The following is a 26,826-nucleotide window of genomic DNA, read 5'->3' on the forward strand; positions in this document are numbered from 1 at the left end:
TACTATACATTATTGAACATCCATCAATATTAAGATAATATTAAATGAAAATTAGCTAAAAGATCAAGGTGGATAAAATGAAAAGAGTGTTTCAGGCGCAGCTATATCTAAATATTTTGATGGCTGTAATTATTTTGATTAATTATCGTACAGTTAAAGATTGGATTTATCTTGGAATTTTAGCTGTAGCAGTTGTAGTAAGTAAAAATAAAAGGATTTCGCAGCTAATAAATACAGTACTTATACCCATGGTTTTTATCGATCAAGTTAGAAACTTGAGTGATATTCTCATTCAGCACTTTTCTCAGTTAACACTACTCATCTTTTGGATTTATGCTGTTGGGGCCATAATAGTATTGATTCCGGTCACAATAGTCGAATATGGGAAAATTAAAAAGCCAATTTGGCGATTGATAGCATCGGTCTGGATGATTAATTTTGTTATTATGTTTTGCTATCTTTTAACCTTAAAAAATGTAAATCCAGACGGCTTTTTAGTGAGTTTAAATAAATCTGGCTTGGTTTATGCTTTAGCAATTTTAGTTTATGTATATTTTGCTGTTAAAAGTTGGGGTTATGAATTTTGTTTTAATTTACCAACTTTTAAAGGTAAAAAAATGCAGCTACTTTCATTTATTCTAATTTTTGGGATAGCGATTTGGATTTCATTTTTTAAAGTATTTAGTGAATTTGCTCAGAGATGGCAGGAATTATTTTGGAATTGGGATTTTTCTTTACTTAATCCAACTGAGTCGGCCCTTCTAAAAAATGCTTGGTCTGTCTTTCTCTACTCAATAGAAGCGGGAATTGGCGAAGAGGCGACTCGATATATAAACTTAGTTTTACTATTAGTAATTTTCAAAAACAAAAAGTGGCAAATTAATGGTGCGGTTTTAGGCAGTGCAATTCTATTTGCTTTGCCTCATATTGGAAATGCCTTTGCCTCAGAACTTAAACAAACACCACTAGCAACTGCTTTTCAAGTGATTGATACATTTGGCTTTGGGTGTTTTGCGGCTGCGCTAATTTTATATAGTGGTAAATTATGGCCGACAATGGTAATCCATGCACTATATGATATTCTTGCATTTTCTAAAACCCCATTGACTCAAGATAGCGTGGGAATTTTTGGTGGAAATACAGGTCAGTTTATTCATGTAATTATTAGTTTAGTACTTTGGGTAAGTTTTGCTGCTTTTCTTTTAATCAAGAACAGAAAATTAGTAAAACAGAATGTTCAAATCTTGACTCGGGTTCAAAAAACAGATTTGACAATTTCATGAAGCAAGTTATAATACAAGCAAATAAAATAGCCAATTGATTTACTATACAAGAACTTTAATTTTACAAAAATAGAAATGCCTCTAGTATAAGTTAAGTACTAGAGGTATTTTTGTCTTTAGGGGGAGTACAAAATGGATGAAAAGGAGAAGCTAAAACTAAAAAGATCGCTTAAGAGCCGTCATGTAACGATGATTGCAATTGGTGGAGCTATTGGTACTGGATTGTTTTTAGGATCTGGTACAGCTATTCAAAGTGCTGGTCCATCAATAATCTTGTCATACCTAATTGTTGGAATTATTAGCTTTTTCATGATGAGAGCGTTAGGGGAGCTAATCTTAGCTGAGCCTGATCAACATTCATTTATCGAATCAGTAAAAAAGTACCTGGGAAATAGAATGGAATTTGTTGCAGGTTGGACTTATTGGTTATGCTGGCTTAGTTTAGCAATGGCTGATTTAACTGCAACAGGAATTTATTTAAAGTATTGGTTTAAAGACTTACCACAATGGGTAGGGCCTTTAGTAATCGTTGTTCTGTTAATGCTTGTTAACATGGTTAACGTTGGATTATTTGGTGAGCTTGAAAGCTGGTTTTCAATGATTAAGGTGCTGGCCATCTTAGCTTTAATCGTTACTGGCTTAATCCTCTTAGTTATGCATAGCAAAATTGACTCTAGAACTGTTTCACTGAGTAACTTGATAAATTATGGGGGCTTTTTTCCAACAGGCTCATGGGGCTTCTTAAAGTCATTTCAGATGGTAGTCTTTGCCTTTGTTGGGATAGAAATTGTCGGTTTAACAGCAGGTGAAACGGCTAATCCCGATAAAGATATTCCCAAGGCAATCAATACTTTACCAGTAAGAATTGGGTTATTCTATGTTGGTTCTATGATTGCAATTATGGCAGTCTATCCTTGGAACAAGATTGTTACTACAACTAGTCCATTTGTGCAGGTTTTTGGCGCAATTGGGATTCCTGCAGCAGCTGGAATTTTAAACTTTGTTGTTTTAACAGCAGCTATGTCTGCTACTAATAGTGCTATCTTTTCAACTAGTAGATCACTATATGCACTTTCACGTGGAAATAATGCCCCAAAAAGATTTGGAAAGTTAAGTAGAAAAGCGGTTCCTAATAATGCTTTGACCTTTTCATCGCTAATTTTATTTATCGTCGTAATTCTAAATTATATTATGCCAGCACAAGTTTTTGATATTATTTCTAGTGTATCAACGATCAACTTTATTATGGTCTGGATAATTATTATGTGGACGCATTTGAAATATCGTGCAGAAAATAAAGGAAAGCTAGGTAGTTTTAGAATGCCTGGATTTCCAATAACTAGCTGGGTTACAATCATTTTCTACTTAGTGATTTTAATAATTTTGGCGCTAATTCCAGCCACAAGGCTGCCGTTACTTATTTCAATTATTTTTATTCTAGCTTTAGCATTGAGTTACACCCTTTTAGAAAGAAAAAATTAAATATCAAATAAAGACTGGTAAATAAAATTGTCGGTCTTTTATATAGCATTAAATTCGAAAAAAGCAAAATCCTATCTCGTTATTAGTAATAGGGCTTGGTATAATGATTGTAATTAATGCTCTGAAAACGCTATACTGTATAGGAATAGAATAATAATAACGAGGCAAAGGATATGGCAAGACAAAAAAATTTAGCAAGACGACATGAAATACTACGCAATACTTTTATGCTCTTGAAAAAAAGAGGCATGGAAAATGTATCGCTACAAATGATTGCAGATAAATCTGGCATTTCTAAATCATTACTCCAGTCATATTACCCACGTAAGAATCTACTGATTACTGAAATTGTTACCAATTTTATGACGGCGGTCTTAAAGAGTTTAAATGCGACTGATTTCAAAAATTTGAATACATATTCTAAGATGAAAATCTTTATCTATTTGATTTTAGAACAAGGTATTCAAGATGAAGGCGTTGAACGTGTCGTTAAAAGTATTTTAAGTGATGGCGATTCACTAGATCGCTGGAGTCAGATACTTGATGATTGGCTTAAGAATGAAGGCGTTAAGCATGATTTGGGAAATGATCGTCAGGTTCAGATTGGTTTAAACTTTATTGTTACAGCTGGAGGAGGTCTATACGTAAAACGGACTGAATTTGATTTAGATGCCGATCAAATTTCTGATATAATGGTAAAAACTTTTATGTCAACATTTTTATCAATAGATGAGTCAAAGATAAGCCAAACACTTGTAGAGGCTAAATCAGCCTTACAAAAATATGAATTAACTACCTTAACGCAGGCTATTAATAAAATGTTCGACAATTAATTTTAAGGAAGGTCGAGGAAATGGCAGTACGCACACGCAGTGAGCTGCGTAGAATTGATCAGGCTCAAACTGTGCATGATAAAAGATCTTTTGGAATTGCAATCTTTACAATTGTAGTTTTATTTTTCAGTTTAGTAACCTTCATGAATCCGATTTTTATGAAGAGTCAAATTGCTAAGGAAAGCAATGGAGTTGTAGCTGAACGCTATATTAATCAGAAATTTGATAATTTCGCTGCGGCAATTGGCGCTGATCGAAGTAGTAATAACAGTACTAATAATCTCCTAACTGTTAAGCAGACAAGACCGATTGCGAATGCAATGATTGACTATACTTTGGGAGTTCATTTATTTAGAGCAGAAAATTCTAGTTTAGCTAGTCAAATTCGTAAGGTTATTTTGACTAAAATCGATGACAATTCTTCAATGGAAGCTAAGTCTGTTCAGGAAAAGTTGAAGAAGAATAAGGAAAGTGGGCTTTACGCAATCATTACAAGCTTTGGTTTAGCTAATGCCACTTTAGCAGCAAATGTTGAGCTCGTATTTTTGATTTTAAATATCTTGGTAATCATTTTTGTGGGTATCTTAGCTTATCAACAAATTAAAAGGCTCAAAGAAATTGTTTCAACTGGGCGTTTAATTCATATGTTTGCGGCTGGAGGGATGAGAGCATCACTAGGACTGATTGTGGTTTTTGGCTTACTAGCTTTCATTCCAACAATTTTTAATGTTGAAGGTTTGATCTTGAATATTGGCTATTTTTTGGAGATAGCGAGTGGCATTTTCTTAGAGTTAGTAATTGTCGGAGTAGTCTTGTTTGTAATTAGCACTGTTACTTGGCAGCTTACAAGTGCAAAATAGTAAAAAGTTAATGAATAACAAAAAAGGTCTCAGGTTTTTACCTGAGGCCTTTTTCTGGGAAATGGCGCCGGATTGGATGATCTTAATTGTATTCAAGTAAGTGTAAAGTAGTTAGGGTATAAAATAATTGTAATATGCAACAGCCATAACGGCTCTTGTAAGGGTCCTCAACCATTTCTCACTACTTATTTTTACAGTAATTAGTGCTTAAATCAAGTTGAAAAGCCTAATTATTCTTAAATAATATAATATGTTTGAATTGAGCTGAAAGAATATTCTAAAATCACAAATTCGTTACTTTATAGTCTTTCATAAGGTATTAATTTATTAATTATTCTGCCTGATCCATTGCTTTTTACCAAGATAATACCAAGTTATATGGTCGGTAGTAATTGACTGACCATAAGCGTAACTTTTTCCAGAAGTAACATGATTGGCGGTGCGTTTTTGTAGATTTGGATAAGGACTAGTATAAATATTGGTATCGAATGAATGATTATCGATATTTACCACACCCGCAGTAAAATCTGGATTGTTGTAAACATAGAAATTATGGAACCATTGGTCATTACCTAAGTTATAGTAAGAATAACCATCTTGATAAGAACGACCGAAAATTACTGTATTCATTCGGCGCTTTTTATTTAAAGAATCACGTAGTTTTTCTGCTTGAAGTAAAAGGGCTGATTTAATAGTTGCAGATGAATCAGGATCAGCTACTTGTTTTAAAATCTTGCGCGTTGTCTTGTCACTGCTATCTTTAATATTTTGCGAGGAAGATATTTTTTCAGAGTTTTTTTCTCTGCTCTTAGTTTCAGTGTTATCATTTGAGGTTTTTAGCTTAGGTTGATTAGCAGCAACCTGATTAAATAATTTAAAACTATATTGGTAGACATTATTAATATTCACGTTATATTCATGCCCTGAAACTAACTTAATATCTCCTGGGAAGTAAGTAATAATTGTTTTGAAGTAACCATATGCCTTATTGCTAAAGTTATTAACATTTGTAGCTTGACTAACTTCGCCTGTATCTAAATCAGTGACAGTAATTTTAGGAATGCCAGGGGTAGTTTTATCAGATAAATAAAGAGACCAAGCAATGTTATTTCCTTGAAGCAATTCTATTGGAAAAACGCCACTATTGGGATAAGCAACAGCACTTTTAGCAGCAGCCTTATAGCCATCGCTTGAATATGCAACTTGCTGGACTGAATAGCGGTAGCTATTTTCACCGTATGCTGCACCAATACCAGTGGTAGTAAGTCTACTTGATAAAAGCCACGCACGATGTCCAGTATCCGATCCATCAAGATTATAGGTATCAGTTAATAAATCTGTGATTACATCACCAGCAGATTGATTGCTTACATTAAAATTCAAATTAGAGCTAGCAGAAACATTTTTGGCAATTGTCCAGTAAGTATCGCTAATGTAGTTCGGTCGTGTTTCACTAGGTAACCCGTGTTGATTAGTAAATGGGTTAGCCTTAATTGCAGCCATAACACTTGCGGTAATTTGCGCGTTGTCATTATCTGTCTTATTTGTAGAAATACTTGGCAGATCAAACAACCTACGATAAAAATTAATATAGTCTAATTGAGAGCTAATATAAGAACTGGTAACAGAACCAGGTGAAAATGGTGCTGTTAGGTGAGGGCTGCTTGCATAAAGATTACTGGAGTTAAAAGTTTGTTTTGGTAATCTTGAATATTGATTTTGAATTTGATGAACTTCTTGAATTTCATCTTTGGTAAATGTTGCGGCCAACGCTTCGTTAATCGTAACGGTGCTAGTTGTGGCACTGAGCGTAATAGCAACTATAAAAGCGGTGGCTTTTTTTGTAAAATTCATCTTATCTCCTTTTCGGGATTTATTAGAGTAATAGTAATATATATAACTTAATTATAAAAAATTTTCATTCTTTTGAGACTTTTTTTCAAAAATAATGCATTATAGCGTCACGATTGTTTATAATAAGGTTTCGAGGACAAAAAGGAGATAAAAATATGACTGACAAAATTAAGGTAGGTTTGATCTTCGGTGGAAATTCTTCAGAATATGAAGTTTCTATCATGTCTGCCCACAACATTTATGAAGAAATTGATACTAATAAATTTGATGTTTATCCAATGTGGATTACGAATGATGGTTATTTAGCTAATGACGCCGATTCTCGCAAAGTTTTAGATAATCCTAAAATGGAAGTAGCTAATCCTCATAAAGTAGCAAATATTTCTAATATTGTTGAATTAAAAGATCGTCCTGAAATTGACGTATTTTTCCCAATTGTACACGGAAACTTAGGTGAAGATGGATGCTTACAAGGTTTATTTAGAGTTTTAGATAAGCCATTTGTTGGGGATGATGTTTTAGCTGCAGCTGTAACGATGGACAAGGAAATGACCAAGATTTTAGCTCAACGTGCTGGTGTTCCTGTCGCAAAATGGATTGCAGTTAAGCGTTTTGAATATAACGATCCAGATAATAATAAATTGGACTATGAATACGTAGCCAGTCAATTAGGCTCAGATTTATTCGTGAAGCCATCAAATCAAGGCTCTTCAGTTGGTGTAAGTCACGTTACTAACGAAAAGGAATACAAAGTTGCCCTAGCTGAAGCATTCAAATATGATGACAAGGTTTTAGTCGAAGAAACTGTTCACGGTACTGAAGTAGAGACTGCCGTTTTAGGTAATGATAAGCCAATCGTTGCTGGTGTTGGTCAAATTATTAATGCCAAGGATTCATTCTATACTTATGAAAATAAGTACGATGATAATTCAACTTCAACTTTGGAAATTCCAGCTAAATTACCTGAGGGAATTGTTGAAAAGGTTAGAAAGAATGCTTTGAAGGTATTTCAAGCAACTGAATGTAGTGGCTTAGCACGTATTGACTCAATGCTTCGTACGGAAGACAAGGAAGTTGTTTTAACAGAAGTAAATGCTCTTCCAGGATTCACTAATATTAGTATGTATCCTAAACTATTTGAAGAAGTTGGGATTCCATATACTGACTTGATTACTAAATTAATTGATTACGCAATGGAACGCTACGATCACAAGAAGACTTTGTTACATAAACATGATTAAACTTAGTTTAAGTAAAGGGAGAATTTAGGATGGCAAGCGACCATAATTTTGAAGAACTCGAGGCCCCAGCAAAAACGGCGGAGGAACTTCATATTAGCGTAGCAACATTAAGAAAGTATTCTTTAATTGTTGAAAAAGTTACTGGAAATAAAGACTACTATGAAAGGACTAAGCAGAAGTCTCGGCTATATTCAGCTAAAGACATTGAAGACTTAAAAGCTTTCAAGGCTCTGTCTAAAAAAGCTGATCTGACTTTACAGGAAGCAGCAAGACAAATTTTTGCAGTGAGTGATAAAAAAGCTGAAGAGGCTAAAAAGGCTGCAAAAGTGCAAAAAGAAGTTGCAACTAAGACTGCTACTGTAGATGCTGATCAAGTAGTTAAACTTTTAACTATGCTACAAAATACGATTGCAAGTCAAAATCAAGCAATTCAGGATTTGCAAAAGCAAGTAGCGCGCGTTGAAGCTCAAAATAAAAAGTTAATTGATCGATCACACCAATTAGCTGAGCCAGAATCAACAGATTCACAAAAGGAAGTTCAATCCAATAAAGATCAGGAAGCTGCCAATAATATTACTGAAGAACAGAAAAGTGACCAAGAAGTTCATGAAGAAATCTTAAGAAAAGCTAGAGAGAACGAAGAAAAGCGTCGTAAACAAAAAGTAGAAGAAAATATTCATCGTACTTTAGCTCAGATGCAAATTCGTCCCAAGAAAAAACACCATTGGTGGGATCGCTTTTTTAATTAAAAAATAGGATGCCTGTTTGTAGGCATCCTATTTTTATTCGTCTTCAGGTTCAATAATTAATGACTCTGCTAACAAAACGTCGTTATATAGATTTAAAATATAGGTTCGATATTTGCTTTCCTTTTGCCCAATCATTTCTAGATATTCGCGTTCAATCGCAAAAGCCCTAAAAAAAGCAAGACGCTGTAGATACTGTTCTGATTTGCTTAGGTTAGGCTGGTCAATTGTTTTTAGTAGAACGCGCATATACTCACGTGTTTTAACAACTCGTTTTTGATTAAGTAGGGTATAGATAACATGGCGTTTTACTCTTTGCGGTAAATACATTTTATGAACGACAACTAAGGCGCGTTTAACCATTTCACTTCGTATTTTATCCATTACAATATGAGCTTCTTCGTCACTGACATTATGCGGAAGAATAAATTGAAAGACAATTATTGGAACAAGCATACTTAAAATAATTAAAACAGCCTCAGACATGATGACTAGGTTATAACTTTGACTTCCTAGGAAGTCAACGCTTATCGTTAATGCTAATGCTAAAGTAACTGCACCATGAATCCCTCCAAGTGAAAAGACTATGCTTTCTCTTCGATCATAACGAATAATTAAGCGACCATATAGGTAACGAACTAGCAAGTTGGCAAGGTAGACTATAATGCCAACAATAATCCATTTAGCTAAATCTCCATTAAAGAGCTTATTACGTGAAATTCTTACCATCATTAATCCTAAAATAATGAAGACCATACTATTAAAGATATCAGAAATAAGATTTTGTAAGTCTCGGCTCATATGAACCTGTCTTGAATTAAGTAATAAACTTTGCTGAGATTCTGCATTATGTAAGAGACCAGCCACTACCACAGCGATAATTCCGGAAACCTGTAGATGTTCTGCTAAAGCATACAAGGCTAATGGGGTAAGAATATAAATAAGATTTTGAGCATTTAAGGAATTAAATCTGGATCTGACAAGAGTCTGACGAAAAATAATTATTACCCACGCTACAGCAAAGCCTAAGACTGCACCGCCAATCGAAGAAATACAAAAGTCCTGAATAGTCTGTCCATAATTAATATATCCGTTTGCAAACCAAAGCAGGCTCATGTTAAGCAAGATAATCCCAGACGCATCGTTAAAAAGTGATTCGGCCCTTAAGGCTGACATTACACGACGAGGCATCCGTAATCCATTCGTTACCGCTTCACTTGCTGTAGCATCTGTTGGCGTACTAATACTGCCGATAATAAATGCAAGCGGTAAGCTAACGTCAGTAAGCAGATGGATGCTAAAGCCACTAACAATTAAAGCCAGTAAAACCATGATAATAGTTAGTCCAATTATCTCTTTAATACGTCGGCCAACGTTATGAATCCTAGTCTTTTGACCTTCAAAAAATAAAAGTGGCGCAACGATCAATTCCATAAAAATTTCTGAATCAAAACTGGCAACTTGTTGGTTTAAAAAGGGGACAAGACCAATAATGATTCCGATGATCATACTTATATAGTTAACTGATACTTTATCAATTGCTTGGGCAATAATAATACTAATAGCAGCTGCAATTGCTAGAGTAAAAGTTGAAATCATAAGTTCCATAGTTTAGATTTACCTCAGATAAATTACTATTTTTTAATAATTAGTAAAAACTTTTAATGCTACTATATTAGCATACTCACCATTTAGGTTATTAGGGAAGGTGAAGATGTGAAAAAGAATCAAAAAGTTTGGCTTAGTTTAACGACTTTAATTGTTGGCATAGTTTTTACGGCAATTACGTATTTTTCTACAACTTTTGCTAGCAAGCCAATTGCTGTAATTACCGATAATCACATTCAAGACACGCTAATTAATAAAACCAAAGACAATTATGAAAATAAAGATGAAGTTAGGCAACAAATATTGCATTTAAAAATCATCTCAGGAAAATACCGAGGTAAGAGATTCGTTGTTACCAATACCTACTCTCCTTCACAGGCTGTTTCACAAAAATATCGTCCTCATCAACGTGTGATTGTATCTTTTATTAAAGAAAAGCCAAAATTAGTTGAACCTAAACGTGATTGGGTAGTTGTCTTGAGCATGTTTTTGACTATTAGTCTGATCATTTTAATCACAGGAAAACAAGCCAGTTTATTATTAATTTCAATGGTTTTGAATAGCATTATTTTTTATTTTGTAATTAAAAATGATATTAAAGAAAATGGAACTAAAATTTTCTTAGTTTATGGTATTGCGGCCATTTTGTTTACCCTTATTTCCCTGATAATTGTACAAGGCTTTAATCAGAAAATGATTGTTACATTATGCGCTACGCTTTTAGGAGTTTTTGTGTCGTTTGGAATTTTTTATTTAGTTATGAGGTTGACACATGAACACGGGATTGACTATGAAGCAGTTGATTATGCAACGCAAGATCCGCGTGCGCTATTTTTATCTCAGACCATTTTAGGAGTTCTTGGAGCTGTAATGGATGAAGCGACTGATATCGTTTCAAGTCTTTATGCATTAGCTAAGCATAAGGTTGACTTAACTTTTAAGGAGTTATTTCTTAGTGGCCGGACCTTAGGACAAGAAATTATGGGGCCATTAATAAATGTATTAGTACTGATTTTTATGGCCGAAGCGCTCCCTATGACAATTTTGTATCTAAGAGATAATAATACTTTAGTTTATACTTTTAAATATACTCTTTCTTTAGGTGTAATTCAGAGCTTAAGTTCAGCGATAGGCATAGTTTTAACTGTGATTTTTGCCACTCTTGCTAGTTCTGTCTTTTTAAAAAAATAAAAAAGTAGAGGGGGCAGTAAAATGACAACTTTAACGGCCCTATTGATAATTCTCTTAATTTTAATGATTATCGTTGGTGGAAAAACTGGCCTTAAAAGTTACCTTAGCGTAGTTATTAATGCCTGTTTGTTAATTCTTGTTGCTTTGTTAATTTCTTGGGGAGTAAATATAATTTTAGTAGGAGTAATTTTTATTCCTTTAAAATTATTAACAATTATTTATTTAGGGACGCATGATTACACTGTAGCTAAGAACGCATTTTTGACGGCCCTGTGCGTGAGTTTGATCGTAATGCTGATAATTATCCTGTTTGAGAGCTTAGCTCAGACTCAGGGCTTTGGAGACCAGGCAGGAGAAGAATTAATTGGTTTATCGTTGAATGTAGGAATCAGTTTCGCTCAAATAGCTATTTTAGTTGCGATTTTTTCAATGCTAGGAGCCATTGCAGAAGCAAGTGTAGCGATGAGTGCAGGATTACTTGAATTAAAAAGGCATGATCCAAATATTACACAGAAACAATTGATCAAGAGCGGAAATGAAGTTGGTTCTGATGTATTAGGAACAGCCATGAATACGATTTTATTTGGTTTATTTGGTAGCTTTTTGCCAATATTTATTTGGTATATGAGGTTAAATTATTCATTGTTTGAGATTTTAAATGATAAACTTTTTGTAGATGAATTTTTAATTATTGTGTATTCATTTATCGGTGTACTTTTAACAGTTCCATTGACGACGATATTTTTAGCACATACGTTAACGCATGACGAAATTAAGAAATAAATTGCATAGAGGCTTAGCAAGATGAAAGTAGAGTATTTAACACAAAAGAATTTTAATAATCGCGAGTTTAAAATCACGTATTATGGATTACAAGATAATCCGCAGCTTTTGCAAAAAAAGAGACCGTTGATACTCGTTTTTCCTGGAGGAAGTTTTGACCATTTATCTTTAAGAGAGGGAGAACCAGTAGCATTGGCATATGCAGCTCGTGGCTTTAATGCCGCAGTTGTTTCATATAATCTAACTACTGATCCAGGTAAAATATATCCTGATGCGGCCTTATCAGGATTAAAGGCTATTTCTTATTTTAGAAAAAATAGTGAAAAGTTAGGAATTGATCAAGATCGAATTACTACGATCGGATTTTCTGCAGGTGGTCATGTTGTTAGTTCAATGAATGTGATGGCAGAAAGTGAAAAATGGCAGGCAAAATATAATTTTAACCATGATCAAGTAGCACCTAATGCCACAATCTTGGGCTATCCTTTAATTAATATTAAAGACATTGGCTTTCCATTACCACCTGATGCTAATCAAAAAATGCCTACTGTTAAAGAATTATTAGATACTGCTTTAGGAGTAACGCCTGATACGCCACCGACTTTTATTTTCCAAGCTGTCGATGATCCAGTTGTCTTGATTGATAATACAATCGAATATATTACAGCTTTAAGAAAGAAAAGAGTTCATTTTGAAGCACATTTGTTTAATAAAGGCGGCCACGGTTTTTCACTTGCTACTCCTGAAGTGGCTATGGCTGGACGGGAGCCTGATTCACATCTTGCACATTGGTTTGAACTAAGTCTTGAATGGTTAAAAGACAGAAAAATTTATATTTAGTTTCACGTGAAACAAGACTTAGTTTTATATAAAAAAGTCCGAAAAGGAAATGAAGTTAATCATTTCGCTTTTCGGACTTTTTGTTTAGTATTAGATGTTTTTTATTCTTTAGCCATAAAGAATAAAATTTCTTTACCAGAAGCTAGATTATCAGAAGTAGCTAAGATTCTAAGCTTGATTGCTTTTGCTACTACATCTCTTAACCCAATTACTTTGTTTTTAGCATCATTTGGCCAATTAATTTCTTTACTGAAGTCGCTGAAGTTTTCACCATCTTTTGAAATGGCAACTTGAACTCGTAAAATGTGACCTATGCGGTCGCGTGAACGAGGCACATAAACCATTCGGCTCAGTTTATAAATATGATTGAAATTGAAAGTTAAGTCTAGCGGACTATCTTTACTAATTTTGTCTTTTGAAAGCCATTCACTAGCTAGCTTAAGATCGGTTAAGTTTTCGACTGGAGAATCTTTTTCACTTTCTGCCGCGCTAGTAACTTTTACATTAGAAATTGCATAATCCATTTGATCGCGCTTAGTATGAGTTCCAAAGTATTCAGACCAATCCGATACCTTGTTACCAAATTTATTTCTAATTCTGAACCGATAACGTGTATTAGGTTCAAGTTCGTGGAAAGTAAAGGTATCTCCATCAATATTAGTATGAACAATTCCATTAACTTCGATATCAGCCATTATATTTTTACCGGCGAAGTTAGTTGGATTAGTCCAAGTAATAGTGATGCTCTTTGAAGTTAAACGATCTGTTAAAATTGCGGCACTTCTTGGAGAAGCCATAGCAGAATCGATGATAGCATGTTGTTCAACTTCACTACCATAACTAAAGTTTTCAATCGTAAGCTCAAATTTATTATCATGAATGTCAACTGCTGGCATTTTTACCTTAATAGCAGGTTGCAGTTGACCTGTGAATTGGCCGAATTCTTTACATGGTACGTAATCTTGCTGGTAGAAAATACCTTCTTCTGATTTGTTAAAGCTATCTAAATCATTATATTCAGGTAGGGGAACAATTTGATCATTTAATTTAAGTGAAACTTTACCTGGATAGCGATCAGCCATAATTGTTAAGAAAGTAGCCTGTTTTTCTTCAAGTCCCGCATAGCTTCCCTCAGTTGGATAAACCGTAATATGAAGATTAGATCCATTAACCGAACTAGTGATTTGAGTTGTAGCTGCGTTGCCTTTTTCATAATCATTAGTTTGATTATCATCTTCATATAAGATGGCAGAACTCTTATTTTGTGGGTAAACAAGAGCACTTCTAAGTGATTCTTGTAAGATTGCTCCTCCGCGGACATAAACCGGAAGATGCCACAATGGATAGTGCAACTTATCGTAGATTCTGCCACCAATTAATTTTTTACCAGTAAAGAGATCAATCCACATAGTTCGGTGATCAGGTAGGTAAAGATTGTCTTTTAATGAAGCTCCACTTGGATCTTCTCGCCCGTTAGTAATTGGTGCTACTAATAAGTTATTTCCTAGCATAAATTCATGCTTTACCTGATTTGTGTAGTTAACTTTTTCGTGCGGGAATGACAAGAACAGAGGTCTAACAATCGGCATCCCATCTTGAGCAGCTCGAGTAAGAGTGTAGAGATAAGGAGTAATTCTTCCTCTAAGCTTTAGGTAAGCGCGAGTAATTCGCGTCATTTTTGCATTAAATGCAAATGGCGTTTTTTGAATATTGCCATAATTATCAATTGAGTAGAGCAGAGGAGTGAAGACTTTCCACTGTAGGTCACGGATGTTTACTTGAGCATTACCGCCGCCCTCTTTTCCGTCAATAGCACTTCCGACATTTGGTTGACCAGAAAGAGACATACTTAAGAAACTAGCAATCTCCGTTGCAATTTGTTCCCACTCGCCACCTACACCTTCATTTGCAGTAGTAGCTAAAGTTTGAATAGCACTCCAACCATTACTTGCCATTGCCCAAGGACGATTAGTTTTGTTTTTATCAACTAAAGGCTCACTAGCAATTGCAAAATCTTGCATAATCTTGTCATTAGCTAAATTAGGGGCTTCTGTCTTAAATTTTAAGAAATTAGCTGGTGCATTTGTAGGTAAAGCGCCGTAAAAACCAAGTTTTATATTTTGCTCCTTGGCAAAATCAACTAAGTTAGCTAATTCGGTTTCATTTAAAGCTTGTTTACTGTTGTAGTTAGGAACAAACCAGCTAAGTGGGAGATGGTATGAGCGGTAGCGTTCAATCATTGCACGAGCAGAAAATTGATATTGTTCTTCACCATTAAGAGAGGACTTAGCAATAATTTCATTATCAGCATGGGCAATTTTATAAGTATTACCATCTTCAAATTTTATGGCGTTATTTTCTTGAGGCTTAGCAACACTCCAGCAAGTATCAAGATAGTTACCCAAGTATCCTAGACCAAGTGCATATTTAGGTAAGAAGAGGGGAGAGCCAGTAATTTTGTAGTACTGACGCAAAATTTCAGCTGGAGAATCTCCTAAAAGATAGAAATTATCAAAAATAGGAGTTTGATGGGTAATAATAGCAGTATTTCCATTTTCACCTTTAAAGTTGTAAATTCCATCTTTCCAAGTGTTTCGCAATTCTGCAAAACCAGCATTAGACCAGAAAAAGCCTTCTGGGCAAGCAACTGCCCCGGGACCAGTTAAGTTAGTATTTTTAATTTCAATAATTTTTCCTTTATGGCTAAAGCTTCCATTTTGCATTCCGCCGCCATAATAGAATTCATTTTTGTTTTGACGTAGGAATTCCCTAGAACAATCTGCTCCTAGTTCAATTGGACTGCTTTGCATCATACGGTAGCGATGGAGTTGATCATCAAAAATGCTAAAGATTGCAGGATTTTTTTGTAAGCGAAGTGAAAATTGACCACTTTTAATCGTGAAAGTTTCATCAGTTACTAAAAGTTGTGATTCTTCAAAAGGACGCAAACTAAAGTTACCTGCGGCAATCGTTAAAGACGGCGACAAAGGTTTAAATTCTGCAGTTGGATCAACGATTAATCGAAAGATCCCTTTAGCAATAATGTATAGACGTGCTCTTTTTCTGTCTGCAAATTGCAGATCGTAGTAGCGAGTACCTTTCGCTACCTGCACTAAACGACTTAATTGTTGTGGTTGTTGATTATTAGTAATTTCAGACATATTACATTTCTTCTTTAAATTAAATTTTTCATTTACGTATAGTTCATATTATAACGAAAAAATGCATTTCGTGTTTTTTTAGATTTGACATAAAGCGCTTTCTAGAATATTCTGTAGAAGGTGGTACTAACCAGTTTAAGATTGGATGGGGTTAGAAGATGAAAAGACCACTTTATCAGCAAGTGATTTCAGATCTTGAAAAGAAAATTAAGACTGAAATGAAGCCAAATGATCGACTGCCTAGTGAAAGACAACTTTTAAAAGAATACGGTGTGAGTCGAAATACAATTCGATTAGCATTAAATAATTTAGAAGAGCGAGGCATTATTTATCGATTGCATGGAAAAGGTACATTTGTTTCCACAATTTATCTAGATCAGACCAACTTAGGAAGTATGTACTCATTTAGTGAACAGATGTCAGAAGCAGGACGCAAGCCAACAACACAAAACCGCACATTAGAGCTTGTTGTTCCCGATGCAGCTGTCGCAAATCAGCTTAATTTGAAAGCTGGAGAAAAAGCGTACAAGTTAGTTAGGTTACGTCTAGCTGATGGAGTACCACTAATGTATGGAGAAACATATTTACCAGAAAGTATTTTTCCGGATCTAAAAATGTCGGATTTAAATGAAAATCATTTGTACACCGTTATGAAGCGAAAATACAATGAACAAAGTGTTCTTGCCTTTGAAGATGTACAAGCGGTTAATTTAGATAAAAGAGACAGTAAGATTTTAGGCGTAAAGCCCGGGGATGCGAGTTTAAAAATTTTTAGACGGGCAATCAATGATAAAAACGTGCCAATTGAATTTACCATTTCTCTAGCTAGAGGAGATAGATTCATTTACCGATCACGGCAATATAATCATTTAGTTTAGTTATTGAAAGGAATAAGCCAATGTTTACAAAAAGTGACGCAGAACTAAAAAAGATGGGCGCAGATATTACTACTAGAGAAATTCAGCAACAGCCTTCTCTATGGAAAGAAACTTTTAAGATTTATCAAGAAAAGAAACAAGAGATTGATGACTTTTTAGCTAAAATTAATCAAAAATTTAACAAGGTAAAAGTTATTTTTACAGGTGCAGGAACAAGTGCTTATGTTGGTAACACTGTGATGCCATATTTAAGAAAGCATGGCGATCGCACTAAGTATGACTTTGAAGCAATTGATACTACTAAGATTGTTTCAACACCAGAGGATTATCTTGAAGCAGAAACGCCAACAATTCTAGTTTCTTTTGCCCGTAGTGGTAATTCTCCTGAATCAGTTGCAACTGTTGAACTTGCTAAGCAATTAGTTACGAATTTATATCAAATTGCTATTACATGTGCTCCAGAAGGACACTTAGCTCAAGACTTAAAGGATGATCCAAATGGACTTGTTCTTTTAATGCCTGCTAAGTCATTAGACCAAGGTTTTGCGATGACAGGTTCATTTTCATGTATGAGCTTAGCCACTTTATTGGTATTTGATACTAGAGGTGATGCAGAAAAAGAAGCAATTGTTAATGAAATTTCTAAGATGGGCGAAAGCGTAGTTGATCGTGAAGCTGAAATTCAAAAGTTAGTTGATACTGATTTTGACAGAATTACTTATATCGGTAGCGGTGCTTTAGGTGGCTTAGCTGAAGAAGCTCGACTTAAAATTTTGGAATTAACAGCTGGAAAAGTTGCAGCCCTATTTGATACTTCAATGGGATTAAGACATGGACCTAAGTCATTCTTAGATAAAAAGACTATTGTTTTTGACTTTGTTTCAAATAATTCTTACACCAGAAGGTATGATTTAGACATTTTAGATGAGATTAAGGCTGATGAAATAGTTCCATTAGTAATGGGAGTAGGTCAACTTAAGAAGGGACAAGACTTTGACGGTAAATTCTTTGCCTTTTCTGGAGAAGAGTTACCAGATGCATATTTAGCATTGCCAGATATTATGTTTGGTCAAACAATTGCCTTGCTTACCTCGGTTAAGGTTGGAAATACCCCAGATACTCCTTCACCAACTGGTACAGTTAACCGTGTTGTTAAGGGTGTAACAATTCACAAATTCATCAAATAAAATTCAAATTTTGAAAACAGTTTCAATTTAGAATAGAAGTTAATTTAAGGAGTTAAATACTATGTCATATTACATTCATGCAGGAAAGTTCTTTTTAGAAAATCGAACTGAAAATGGTGGTTATCTTGAAGTTCAAGATGATGGAAACTTTGGTTTATATTATCGAGAAGATGAAAAGCCTAGTCATGGCCTAATTAAGGAATATGGCGATCAATGGATTGCACCTGGTTATGTTGACACGCATATTCATGGTTTGCTTGATGAAGATACAATGAAGAGCGACTGGGAAGGCGTTAATAAGATTTCTGAAGGTTTGTTGCAAGCTGGTGTAACTAGTTGGTTGCCAACTACTATTACTGCAAGTGATAAAGAATTAACTGAAACTTGTGAAAAGTTTGCTGCACATAAGGGTGAAGAAACTGGTGCAAAAATCCAAGGGTTACACTTTGAAGGTCCATTCTTTACTCCAAAGCATGGTGGAGCAGAAAATCCTAAGTATATGACTGATCCTTCGATTATGCTTTTAAAGAAGTGGCGTAAGGCTTCAGATGACATGTTGATTAAGATTTCAATGGCACCTGAAAGAAAGAATGCCCGCCAATTTGTACGCGAAGCTGTAAAGATGGGCTTAGTAGTTGCCTTAGGACACTCAGATTCTGATTTTGAAGATGCCATTGCTTGTGTTGAAGCCGGCGCTAGCGTCTTTACACATACTTTCAACGGGATGAATGGCTTGTCACAACACTCACCTAATATTATTGGTGCTGCATTTTCTTCTCGTTTAACAACGGATGAATTAATTTGTGACGGTCACCACGTTGAAGAACCAGCTGTTCGCGCTTTAGTAAATGCACGTGGACCAGAGCATATTGCCTTAATTACTGATTGTATGCAGGCTGGATTAATGCCTGATGGTGATTATGTTTTAGGTGAATTGCCAGTTTATGTTAAGGATGGTATGGCACGTTTGAAAGATACTAACAACTTAGCCGGCAGTATTTTACTCTTAAAGGATGCAGTTAAGAATATAGTGGACTGGAATGTTGCAACGCCAGAAGATGCAGTTATGATGGCTAGTTATGTACCAGCTAAGAGTTGTAACTTACTCGATAAGTGTGGTGTGATTAAACCTGATCACCCAGCTGACTTTGTTGTTTTGAATCATGATATGACTGTCAGTGAAACTTATCTAAATGGTGAGTCACGTTACAAGGCTTAAAAGAGTATACTTTTAGTAGGAACTTTAGAAATTCTTAAAAAAGTGGTCACAACCAGTTGACTAGTAAAAGTTAATATACTAAGATTAAAACTGTAGAAAGCGTTTACAGAAATATTTTACAGAATATGGAGGAATCTATATGAATATTGTGGGAGCTAGAATTGATGGACGACTAGTCCATGGTCAAGTAGCCAATCTTTGGACCCCGAAACTTCAAGCTGATCGTATTATTGTTGTCGATGAAGAGGCAGCAAAAAGCGATATCCAAAAAAGTGGTTTGAGAATGGCTACACCTCTTACGACTCGTCTTAGCGTTTTGCCAGCACAAGTTGCAGCAGATCATTTGATTCATGAACGTTATGGTAATCAGCGAATATTTATTGTCGCTAAAAAGCCAGCAGCCTTCTTAGATTTACTTAACTTAGGTCTTAAGCTTGATACTTTAAATGTAGGTACAATGTCTCAAACAGATACTACTAAGCAAGTAACTAAGCAGATTAATGTTGAAGAAAAAGATGTCGAAGATTTTAAAAAGATAGCAGATAAGGGCGTGAAAATCACAGCTCAGTTAACCCCAAGTGATGATTCTCATGACTTTATGAAATTAATGAATGAAAAGATTAAATAGGAGGTCTAACTATGGCTTGGTGGCAAATATTACTACTTACCCTCTATGCTGGTTATGAAATTCTTGATGAATTGCAAATTTATTCATCATTGAATACACCAGTTGGTGCCGGTTTAATTGCCGGTTTAATTATGGGTGACTTAAAGACTGGTTTAATTATTGGTGGTGCCATGCAGCTTACAGTTTTAGGTGTTGGTACTTTCGGTGGTGCTTCTAAGATTGATGCAACTACCGGTACGGTTTTAGCAACAGCATTCTCTGTAAGTATTAAAGGAATGAGCCCACAAGTAGCTATTTCTTCAATTGCGGTTCCAGTAGCTGCAATTATGGTTCAATTGGATGTTTTAGCAAGATTTGCTAACACTTACTTTGCACACAGAATTGACCACTTAATTGAAGAAAACAACTACAAGGGTATTGAAAGAAACTTCCTCTATGGTGCAATTCCTTGGGCTTTATCTCGTGCAATCCCTGTATTTATTGCTTTAGCATTTGGACGTGGCTTAGTTCAAACTATTGCTAACTCATTAAACGGAAACTTGAAGTGGTTAGGTACTGGTTTAACAGTAGCTGGTGCGGTTCTTCCTGCAGTTGGTTTTGCTATTTTGCTTCGCTACTTACCAGTTAAGAAACACATTGCTTACCTAATTATGGGATTCACATTTACTACTTTATTCTCAGTATTATTCACAAGTATTCAAACTTTAGGTACAGGCCTTCAAGCAGCAAACAAGTCATTTACTGCAACTTTCAACGGCTTGCCAATGCTTGCAATGGCTTTAATTGGATTAGCATTTGCAATCTTACACTACAAGGATGAAATTAGTGGTAAAGGTGGCAGCGGTAAAGGTGGAACCAAAGAAGCCGCAGCTACTACAGAATCAACTAATGTAGCTTCAGAGGGGGAAATCACCGATGATGAACTCTAAACCAAAATATAAATTAACTGACAAAGACTTTAATCAAATTAACAGACGTTCTTTATTTGGTTTCCAACTAGGTTGGAACTATGAAAGAATGCAAAACACTGGATACTTATTCTTGATCTTGCCACAACTTCGTAAGATTTATGGTGATAATACTCCAGAATTACAAGAAATGATGAAGACACACGTACAGTTCTTTAACACTTCTAACTTCTTTAACACAATTATCACTGGTATTGACTTAGCTATTGAGGAAAATGAAGGTGTTGAAGGTAAAGATACTGTTACTGGTTTGAAGGTTGGTTTAATGGGACCATTTGCCGCAATTGGTGACTCAATCTTTGCTGCTTTGATTCCAACCATCTTCGGTGCCTTGGCTGCTTCTATGGCTTCACAGGGAAACCCAGTAGGTGTATTTATCTGGATTGCCGCTCAAATTGCGATCTGTTTCTTCAGATGGAAGCAACTACGCTTTGCTTATGACAAAGGTGTAACTCTTGTTACTGAAATGAGAGACCGCTTGAATGCTTTAACTGATGCTGCTACAGTACTTGGTGTATTCATGGTAGGTGCTTTAGTTGCTACGATGGTTAACGTTAAGTTTGCTTGGGTACCACAAATCGGTAAAGTTACAATGAATATCCAAAACAACTTAGACATGATCATTCCTAAGTTATTACCTGCCTTGATCGTTGGCTTTGTTTACTGGTTACTTGGAAAGAAGAAGATGACTTCAACTAAGGCTATTTTAATTGTTTTAGTTCTATCAGTTGTTCTTGGCGGTATTGGTGTTCTTGCCAAAATTTAGCAGTCAATTAAAGGAAAAATATTATGGCAAAAGAATTAGTATTGATCAGTCACGGTAAGATGGCTGAAGAAGTTAAAAAGAGTGCAGAATTAATTATGGGTCCCCAAGAGCATATTCATGCTGTATGCTTGCTTCCTGAAGAAGGACCTGAAGATTTTGAAAAGAAGTTTCAAGATACTATTAATGGCATTCCTGAAGAAGATTTAACAGTATTTGCTGATTTAATGGGAGGAACTCCTGCTAATACAGTTAGTCGTTTGATTATGGGTGGTCAAAATATTCATTTAGTTGCAGGGATGAACTTAGCAATGGTGATTGATTGGCTCAATAGTCAAATGATTGGCAATGATTCAGATGCTGTTAATGCTGGTAAAGCTGGAATTGTGGATATCAATCAAATGCTAGCTAGCATGAAGAAGTAGACTATTTAAATAGAAATTAAAAACGACTTACGTTGGTAAAACCACACGTGGGTCGTTTTTTTATAATAAAAAAATTTATAGATTTTTGCTTTGATCAAGATAGGTCAAAACAATTGCAAGATGGCGTGACAAAGATTATTATTAATTCACAAGTTTCAACTGAGGGTCAGAGTGAAGATTTAAAGGCCCTAGCTAAATTAATGAATAATAAACCAGTTAAATTAAATAAGCATTTTGACTATGCGCAAAGAAGAATTAAGGAAATTAATGAAGATCCAGAAACGAGGGAAAAGATCATGCTTTACGAAACGAGAATGCTAGAACGTGAACAAGCTGCTGGAAAAGCTGGATATGAGCAAGGAAAAGTGGATTCTGCTAAAATTATTCTCGAAAATCAATTGAATAATGGCAGAACTTTGGAACAAGCTACGGAATTTGTTAGAAATTTGAAACTGATTTCTGATAAAGAGTTAGAAAAAGTTGTTGCTATGTATAAATAGTAAAAAATGCTTGCGACATTTATATCCTGAGCATTGTACAAATAATTTATAAGTATTCAATAGTGATATTTAAAAGACTGATAGATTTCATTTCTATCAGCTTTTTTTGTTGATTAATTTGTTACAATATAAACAATTTAATGATAGCGCTATAATTTATACTTTTAGAAAGGTCAAGATATGAATAAATTCTGTCCCCACTGTGGGAAACCAATTAAGCCTACTGATAGTTTCTGCTCACATTGCGGAAAGCCGGTTGTATCTTCCGAATCTGAAAAACAATTGATGCCCAAAAGAAGTGAAATTCACAGCAATAGATTAAAATCCAAAAAAAGAAATATTATTATTGGAGTAATCGTCGCCGTACTTGTTTTAATTATGGGCGGCTGGGGATTATATCAACATGGTCGAAATTCAGCGGAAAGCACAGTAATTGGTGGCAACGGAAGGCTAACTAATGCTGAGATTAAAAAGATCCCGCGTAAGCAATTAGCTGCTTGGGCAATTCTTTATGCTGATAAAAAATATGGTAAAAAGTGGGGCGAAGCAGCCGATGATCTAAGAAGTGGTCACTTGACAATAAAAAGTTATTCAAAATATCGTTTTGGAGATTATGAAATCAGTGCTACTGACGGAAGTACTTTATATGTTATAAATGATCAGGTTGGCTATTTGGTTTCTAAAGATAACAAAGAGATAACTTATGTTGGAAATAAGTCTAGCTATAGTAATAGAAGTGTTTTAAGTCAGATTTATCCAGAAATTAAATCTGAAAATACGGAGAAAAATGTAAATACTTGGAATGATAACCTGTCAATTGTTACTGGTAAGTCGGATGAAAATGCTAGTGATCAGAGTTCTAAAACTAGCAAAAAAACTAAGAAGACTGTATCTGAAGATAAATTATGGTCAAGTAATCAAAATGATGAACTAATTAGTTATATGGATGAATTTGGTGATAAAATGCACCAATCGTATGAGCATTATACTGGCAGTGGTAGCTTGACAACTGCGGCTGGACAAGAATATCCAAGTTGGTTGTCTCAAGGACGTTTTAAGCTAAGCACAGGTGACCACGACAGTCGCGATCCTGAAGATATGAGCAGTATTGACTTGAAATGGAATCCACAGGTAACTAGTGAGGATAGTGATGATGATACATATAACGTGGTTGCCATCTTTAACTATAATGGGAAGAGTGCGGAGCAACATATTACGTATCTATTTTGTTTCTATCATGGTGAACCAGTAGCCTTAGTTGATCAGACAACGAATGGTGATTATACAATTGTTCATGCAACTGCAAATAAAGACTTAACTTCTCACTTTGAAGAAATTGCAAATAATGATTAAAAAAACTTGGAGATAAAAATGAAAAATAGAGTATTTATTTTCTTACTAGTAGGATTTTTGGTTTTAACTATGGCTGGATGTCAAAGCCAGATTAAGCAAGAAAAAGGCAGTAATGAACAAGCTAGAATTATTAAAAAAACTAAAGCAAATAAAAACATAAGTATCATAGGAAGTTATCGTGATGATGCTGATGGGGCGGCAATTGCATTTAATTCTGATCATACTGGAAGATATGTATATGCTGATCCTAAAAATTCAGATACTGACGATCAGTTAACTTGGAAGAAAACTGGCAAAAATACTTATATAATTAGACTTAATGACAGTGATGTAAGCAGTGCTTTAACTGCTAAGCTTACTGGCAGCACTTTGGTTATATCAGGAGATGGCGACTGGAATACGGAAACTTTTAATAAAACAAAGAATAAACTTAATTTGGATGACTTCCTTTCAAATAGAAAAGTAGGAAATTCAACTTCAAGTAAGGCTAACGGTGATGTAAAAAATTCTAAGTCTACAAATAGTATTCCAGGTGATGAAGGATTATTTGATATGCCAAATGAACTACGTGGTACATGGTATTTAGCAAATGAAAGCGACGGAAGTGTAAGTAAACTGATAATTGATAAAAATACCATTACTGGTGAGGGATTTGTAGAAAAATTGCATAAAATGAGTAAGAACTTTGATTTTACCAGCTATGTTCAGGAACATCCATCTTACCAAGATATGACGAAGGATTGGGCAAGAGTAGTTGTTTTATCTGAAAATGGTGAAAGTAAGATTAACGTTCGTGGTTGGCTACAAGGTGCTGGAGCTGGAGAATATTATAATTTAGCTACAGAACATGGACAAAAAGTTTTAGTAATAGGTGGCGGTGCTGAGGCTTGGGTAGATGGCATTGGCTGGAAAAATAAGACAGATGCCGAAAAATATGCAAAAGAAAAATTTAGTGATCTTCATTATCGAGAAGATATTAGCCTAGAAAATAACGACGATTCTGATAGCGCTACAACAAATGATGAAAATTAACCAATAAATAAAATTAGGAAGAGTTCTTTGGATAGTAATTTATGTACAAATAAATAAGCTGGTAGATTTTTTCTACCAGCTTATTTTTATCTAATTAATATACAGCACCATCGTAGAAGTTGTATCTTGGACGGTTGAAATCAAATGTTGCTAATTCACTCATCTTGATTACGTTGTCGGCAACGCCCCAGCTCATCAAATTGATTGATTCACCGTATAAGTCATCAGGAATTACAAGTAAAACGTATTTACCTTGAGACATAGCGTATCCTAATTCCATTCCTAAGCCAACGTCCTCTTCCTTAGGAACATAAACGCCAAGCATAACATCGCTAGTCCTAATTCCAACTAAGTCACCGCTATAAGTTGCTTGAGCCCATTCTTTGTCGTGTAAATATTCAGGGTGTTCATCAACACGAATGTCTTTGTATTGATTTTGAAGTGGAACATAGCTGTTTTCTAAATCAATAGTTGGGTTAGCATTTAAAGCGCTCATTGCATCTTTGTAAGCCTTGTTTTGTGTTTCAGTAAACCAACCAGCACCAAAGTAAACTGTCTTTTGTTTTGTCATGGAAAAACCTTTCTTTCTTATCGGTGGAATATTTTTACATTAACTAACTTTAACAAAATTTGAACAAAAGGAACACCCACTTTTGTGTTTTTGAAATCGGTTTTATATAATGAAACTAGAAATTTTTGCTTAGGAAAGGCGGAACCTACTACGAATACTAAAAAAAATCTTTTCGATCCAGAAGCTGTCTTTGTAACAGATTTAACTGATCGAAATGAGATCTTCAAGACCGTTTCTCAAAAATTATATGACTTAGGCTATGTTAAAGAAGATTTTTTAGGCGATATTATTGAACGTGAAGATAAATATCCAACTGGAATTTCTATGAGACCTTTATCCCGAAAATTGCCTGATGTTGCCGTACCTCATACTGAGGGTAATTATGTAAGTACGCAATTGATTGTGCCAATTGCGCTTAGAAATTCTGCAACTTTTAACAACATGGTTAACCCTACTGAAAAGTTAAAGGTTAAATTTTTATTTTTAATTTTGAATAATGATCCAGATATGCATTCAACTATTTTGGCTAAAATTATGGATTTTCTTGCTGGAACTTCAGTTGATGATTTAAATGAATTATTTAATTCAGATTCAAATGAAGAAATTTATGATTTCTTAGAAAATAATTTTGAAAATTAAGATAGAAAAAAGAAGCTGCATCGCAGCTTCTTTTTGTCTCCAGATTAAATTATTAAACTTCCGGATAATCAGTACTTGAAAACGAAAGTGAGAAGTAGTCGCAGCGTTTATATCCGATTACTAATTCAACAACTTCACCTGTTGCACTTAAGATAGTCTTCTTAACTTGGCGTACAACTGGATAGTCTTTAGCAATATTTAGTCGTTGACTGATTTTATCGTCTGCTTGTATGATTGTATCCGTTTCTGTAAATGGCTCATCAAATAGATATAATTGCTTATCTTTTTGTAAAGTCTCATATATGCTGTGGTAGTTATTTGGATCTTTAGCCAAATTTCTATTGATGAATTTGGCTGGGATAAATGAACGGTGTAACATGAAAGGCTTATCGCCAATTAAACGTAAACGTTCAATATAGTAATAACTATCATATTTTGGTAAACCAAGCCTTTCAAGTATGTCTGGTTTATTATTTTCTTGAAGTTTTAATACTTCAACTCTATCTTCTTGTTGGTTGTCAGAGAAGACCTCATTATCACTTAGACGAACTAACTTGTCCTTTCTTGAACGTGAAATAAACGTGCCTTTTCCTTGGTGACGAACCAAATAGCCCGCCTTAACTAGGTCTTTGACAGATCTGATAACAGTAATCGAAGAAACATTAAATTTATCTTTTAATTGAGCTTCACTATAGAATTTATCTCCGTATTTAAATTTACCGGAGATGATTTCTTTTTTTAACTCATTTTCAATTTGTAAATATTTTGGAATATCCATAAT

The 26,826-nt window shown here is 34.8% G+C and carries 25 protein-coding genes; 20 read left to right on the forward strand and 5 right to left on the reverse strand.

The window, feature by feature from the left end:
* The first annotated feature begins 77 nt into the window (after positions 1-77).
* The 4 genes from LGAS_RS00495 (at position 78) to LGAS_RS00510 (ending at position 4,458) form a co-directional block, all read left to right on the forward strand.
* Positions 78-1,283: a CPBP family intramembrane glutamic endopeptidase gene (locus LGAS_RS00495; RefSeq protein WP_003651408.1), complete on the forward strand. Its 1,206-nt coding sequence runs from the start codon at positions 78-80 to the stop codon at positions 1,281-1,283.
* 132 nt (positions 1,284-1,415) lie between these two features.
* Entirely contained in the window at positions 1,416-2,765 is a 1,350-nt protein-coding gene (locus LGAS_RS00500; protein ID WP_003651406.1) for an amino acid permease, read from the forward strand.
* 173 nt (positions 2,766-2,938) lie between these two features.
* The gene (locus tag LGAS_RS00505; protein WP_003647976.1) at positions 2,939-3,598 is read left to right on the forward strand and encodes a TetR/AcrR family transcriptional regulator; all 660 of its coding nucleotides are present in this window, start codon (positions 2,939-2,941) and stop codon (positions 3,596-3,598) included.
* 20 nt (positions 3,599-3,618) lie between these two features.
* Entirely contained in the window at positions 3,619-4,458 is an 840-nt protein-coding gene (locus tag LGAS_RS00510; protein WP_003647975.1) for a hypothetical protein, read from the forward strand.
* A 327-nt stretch (positions 4,459-4,785) separates the two neighbouring features.
* Here LGAS_RS00510 and LGAS_RS00515 read toward each other — a convergent pair whose 3' ends face one another.
* Positions 4,786-6,312 carry a CAP domain-containing protein gene (locus LGAS_RS00515; protein WP_003651402.1) on the reverse strand — a complete coding sequence of 509 codons (1,527 nt, stop codon included), beginning with the start codon at positions 6,310-6,312 and terminating at the stop codon, positions 4,786-4,788.
* A 155-nt stretch (positions 6,313-6,467) separates the two neighbouring features.
* Here LGAS_RS00515 and LGAS_RS00520 point away from each other — a divergent pair, with 155 nt between their 5' ends.
* Both LGAS_RS00520 and LGAS_RS00525 read left to right on the forward strand, forming a co-directional pair.
* Positions 6,468-7,553: a D-alanine--D-alanine ligase family protein gene (locus LGAS_RS00520; protein WP_003647974.1), complete on the forward strand. Its 1,086-nt coding sequence runs from the start codon at positions 6,468-6,470 to the stop codon at positions 7,551-7,553.
* A 29-nt stretch (positions 7,554-7,582) separates the two neighbouring features.
* Positions 7,583-8,302, forward strand: a complete 720-nt coding sequence (locus LGAS_RS00525; RefSeq protein ID WP_003651400.1) for a coiled-coil domain-containing protein — start codon at positions 7,583-7,585, stop codon at positions 8,300-8,302.
* Between the two features lie 33 nt (positions 8,303-8,335).
* Here the strand turns inward: LGAS_RS00525 and LGAS_RS00530 are convergent, their stop codons facing one another.
* On the reverse strand, positions 8,336-9,907 hold the full coding sequence (locus LGAS_RS00530; protein ID WP_003657143.1) for a cation:proton antiporter: 1,572 nt from the start codon (positions 9,905-9,907) through the stop codon (positions 8,336-8,338).
* Between the two features lie 108 nt (positions 9,908-10,015).
* Between LGAS_RS00530 and LGAS_RS00535 the strand changes: the two genes are divergently transcribed.
* From LGAS_RS00535 to LGAS_RS00545, 3 genes are read left to right on the forward strand one after another with little or no spacing between them, the layout of a single operon-like run.
* Entirely contained in the window at positions 10,016-11,098 is a 1,083-nt protein-coding gene (locus LGAS_RS00535) for a YibE/F family protein (protein ID WP_003651395.1), read from the forward strand.
* Positions 11,099-11,119: 21 nt separating this feature from the next.
* Positions 11,120-11,881, forward strand: a complete 762-nt coding sequence (locus tag LGAS_RS00540) for a YibE/F family protein (RefSeq protein ID WP_003647973.1) — start codon at positions 11,120-11,122, stop codon at positions 11,879-11,881.
* A gap of 21 nt (positions 11,882-11,902) precedes the next feature.
* Complete coding sequence (locus tag LGAS_RS00545) at positions 11,903-12,721, forward strand: alpha/beta hydrolase (protein ID WP_003647972.1); 819 nt, start codon at positions 11,903-11,905, stop codon at positions 12,719-12,721.
* A gap of 101 nt (positions 12,722-12,822) precedes the next feature.
* Here the strand turns inward: LGAS_RS00545 and LGAS_RS00550 are convergent, their stop codons facing one another.
* Complete coding sequence (locus LGAS_RS00550) at positions 12,823-15,882, reverse strand: DUF5110 domain-containing protein (protein ID WP_003651391.1); 3,060 nt, start codon at positions 15,880-15,882, stop codon at positions 12,823-12,825.
* Between the two features lie 158 nt (positions 15,883-16,040).
* Here LGAS_RS00550 and LGAS_RS00555 point away from each other — a divergent pair, with 158 nt between their 5' ends.
* The 10 genes from LGAS_RS00555 (at position 16,041) to LGAS_RS00600 (ending at position 24,835) form a co-directional block, all read left to right on the forward strand.
* Entirely contained in the window at positions 16,041-16,760 is a 720-nt protein-coding gene (locus LGAS_RS00555; RefSeq protein ID WP_003647971.1) for a GntR family transcriptional regulator, read from the forward strand.
* Between the two features lie 20 nt (positions 16,761-16,780).
* Complete coding sequence (locus LGAS_RS00560; protein ID WP_003647970.1) at positions 16,781-17,947, forward strand: SIS domain-containing protein; 1,167 nt, start codon at positions 16,781-16,783, stop codon at positions 17,945-17,947.
* Positions 17,948-18,008: 61 nt separating this feature from the next.
* On the forward strand, positions 18,009-19,166 hold the full coding sequence (gene nagA, locus LGAS_RS00565) for an N-acetylglucosamine-6-phosphate deacetylase (RefSeq protein WP_003651388.1): 1,158 nt from the start codon (positions 18,009-18,011) through the stop codon (positions 19,164-19,166).
* 139 nt (positions 19,167-19,305) lie between these two features.
* On the forward strand, positions 19,306-19,794 hold the full coding sequence (locus LGAS_RS00570) for a PTS sugar transporter subunit IIB (RefSeq protein WP_003647968.1): 489 nt from the start codon (positions 19,306-19,308) through the stop codon (positions 19,792-19,794).
* An 11-nt stretch (positions 19,795-19,805) separates the two neighbouring features.
* A complete protein-coding gene (locus LGAS_RS00575) occupies positions 19,806-20,723 on the forward strand; it encodes a PTS mannose/fructose/sorbose/N-acetylgalactosamine transporter subunit IIC (RefSeq protein ID WP_003647967.1) in 918 nt (305 codons plus the stop codon).
* Positions 20,710-21,528, forward strand: coding sequence for a PTS system mannose/fructose/sorbose family transporter subunit IID (locus LGAS_RS00580; protein WP_003647966.1), 819 nt, complete (start codon positions 20,710-20,712; stop codon positions 21,526-21,528). Before LGAS_RS00575 ends, LGAS_RS00580 begins: the two co-directional genes overlap by 14 nt.
* Before the next feature lie 23 nt (positions 21,529-21,551).
* The gene (locus LGAS_RS00585) at positions 21,552-21,950 is read left to right on the forward strand and encodes a PTS sugar transporter subunit IIA (protein WP_003647965.1); all 399 of its coding nucleotides are present in this window, start codon (positions 21,552-21,554) and stop codon (positions 21,948-21,950) included.
* A gap of 113 nt (positions 21,951-22,063) precedes the next feature.
* Positions 22,064-22,450 (forward strand): hypothetical protein, encoded by a 387-nt coding sequence (locus LGAS_RS00590; RefSeq protein WP_003651383.1) that lies wholly within the window; start codon positions 22,064-22,066, stop codon positions 22,448-22,450.
* A gap of 180 nt (positions 22,451-22,630) precedes the next feature.
* Positions 22,631-23,803 carry a DUF4767 domain-containing protein gene (locus LGAS_RS00595; protein ID WP_003651381.1) on the forward strand — a complete coding sequence of 391 codons (1,173 nt, stop codon included), beginning with the start codon at positions 22,631-22,633 and terminating at the stop codon, positions 23,801-23,803.
* A gap of 18 nt (positions 23,804-23,821) precedes the next feature.
* Positions 23,822-24,835: a lipocalin/fatty acid-binding family protein gene (locus LGAS_RS00600; protein ID WP_003651379.1), complete on the forward strand. Its 1,014-nt coding sequence runs from the start codon at positions 23,822-23,824 to the stop codon at positions 24,833-24,835.
* A gap of 94 nt (positions 24,836-24,929) precedes the next feature.
* Here LGAS_RS00600 and LGAS_RS00605 read toward each other — a convergent pair whose 3' ends face one another.
* Positions 24,930-25,406, reverse strand: a complete 477-nt coding sequence (locus LGAS_RS00605) for a nucleoside 2-deoxyribosyltransferase (RefSeq protein ID WP_003651377.1) — start codon at positions 25,404-25,406, stop codon at positions 24,930-24,932.
* An 84-nt stretch (positions 25,407-25,490) separates the two neighbouring features.
* Between LGAS_RS00605 and LGAS_RS00610 the strand changes: the two genes are divergently transcribed.
* Positions 25,491-26,045: a PTS sugar transporter subunit IIA gene (locus LGAS_RS00610; protein WP_003651375.1), complete on the forward strand. Its 555-nt coding sequence runs from the start codon at positions 25,491-25,493 to the stop codon at positions 26,043-26,045.
* Positions 26,046-26,097: 52 nt separating this feature from the next.
* Here LGAS_RS00610 and LGAS_RS00615 read toward each other — a convergent pair whose 3' ends face one another.
* The gene (locus tag LGAS_RS00615) at positions 26,098-26,823 is read right to left on the reverse strand and encodes a GntR family transcriptional regulator (RefSeq protein WP_003647960.1); all 726 of its coding nucleotides are present in this window, start codon (positions 26,821-26,823) and stop codon (positions 26,098-26,100) included.
* Positions 26,824-26,826: the final 3 nt, after the last annotated feature.

This window comes from Lactobacillus gasseri ATCC 33323 = JCM 1131 (genome assembly GCF_000014425.1).
In the GTDB taxonomy this organism is placed as follows: Bacteria; Bacillota; Bacilli; order Lactobacillales; family Lactobacillaceae; genus Lactobacillus; species Lactobacillus gasseri.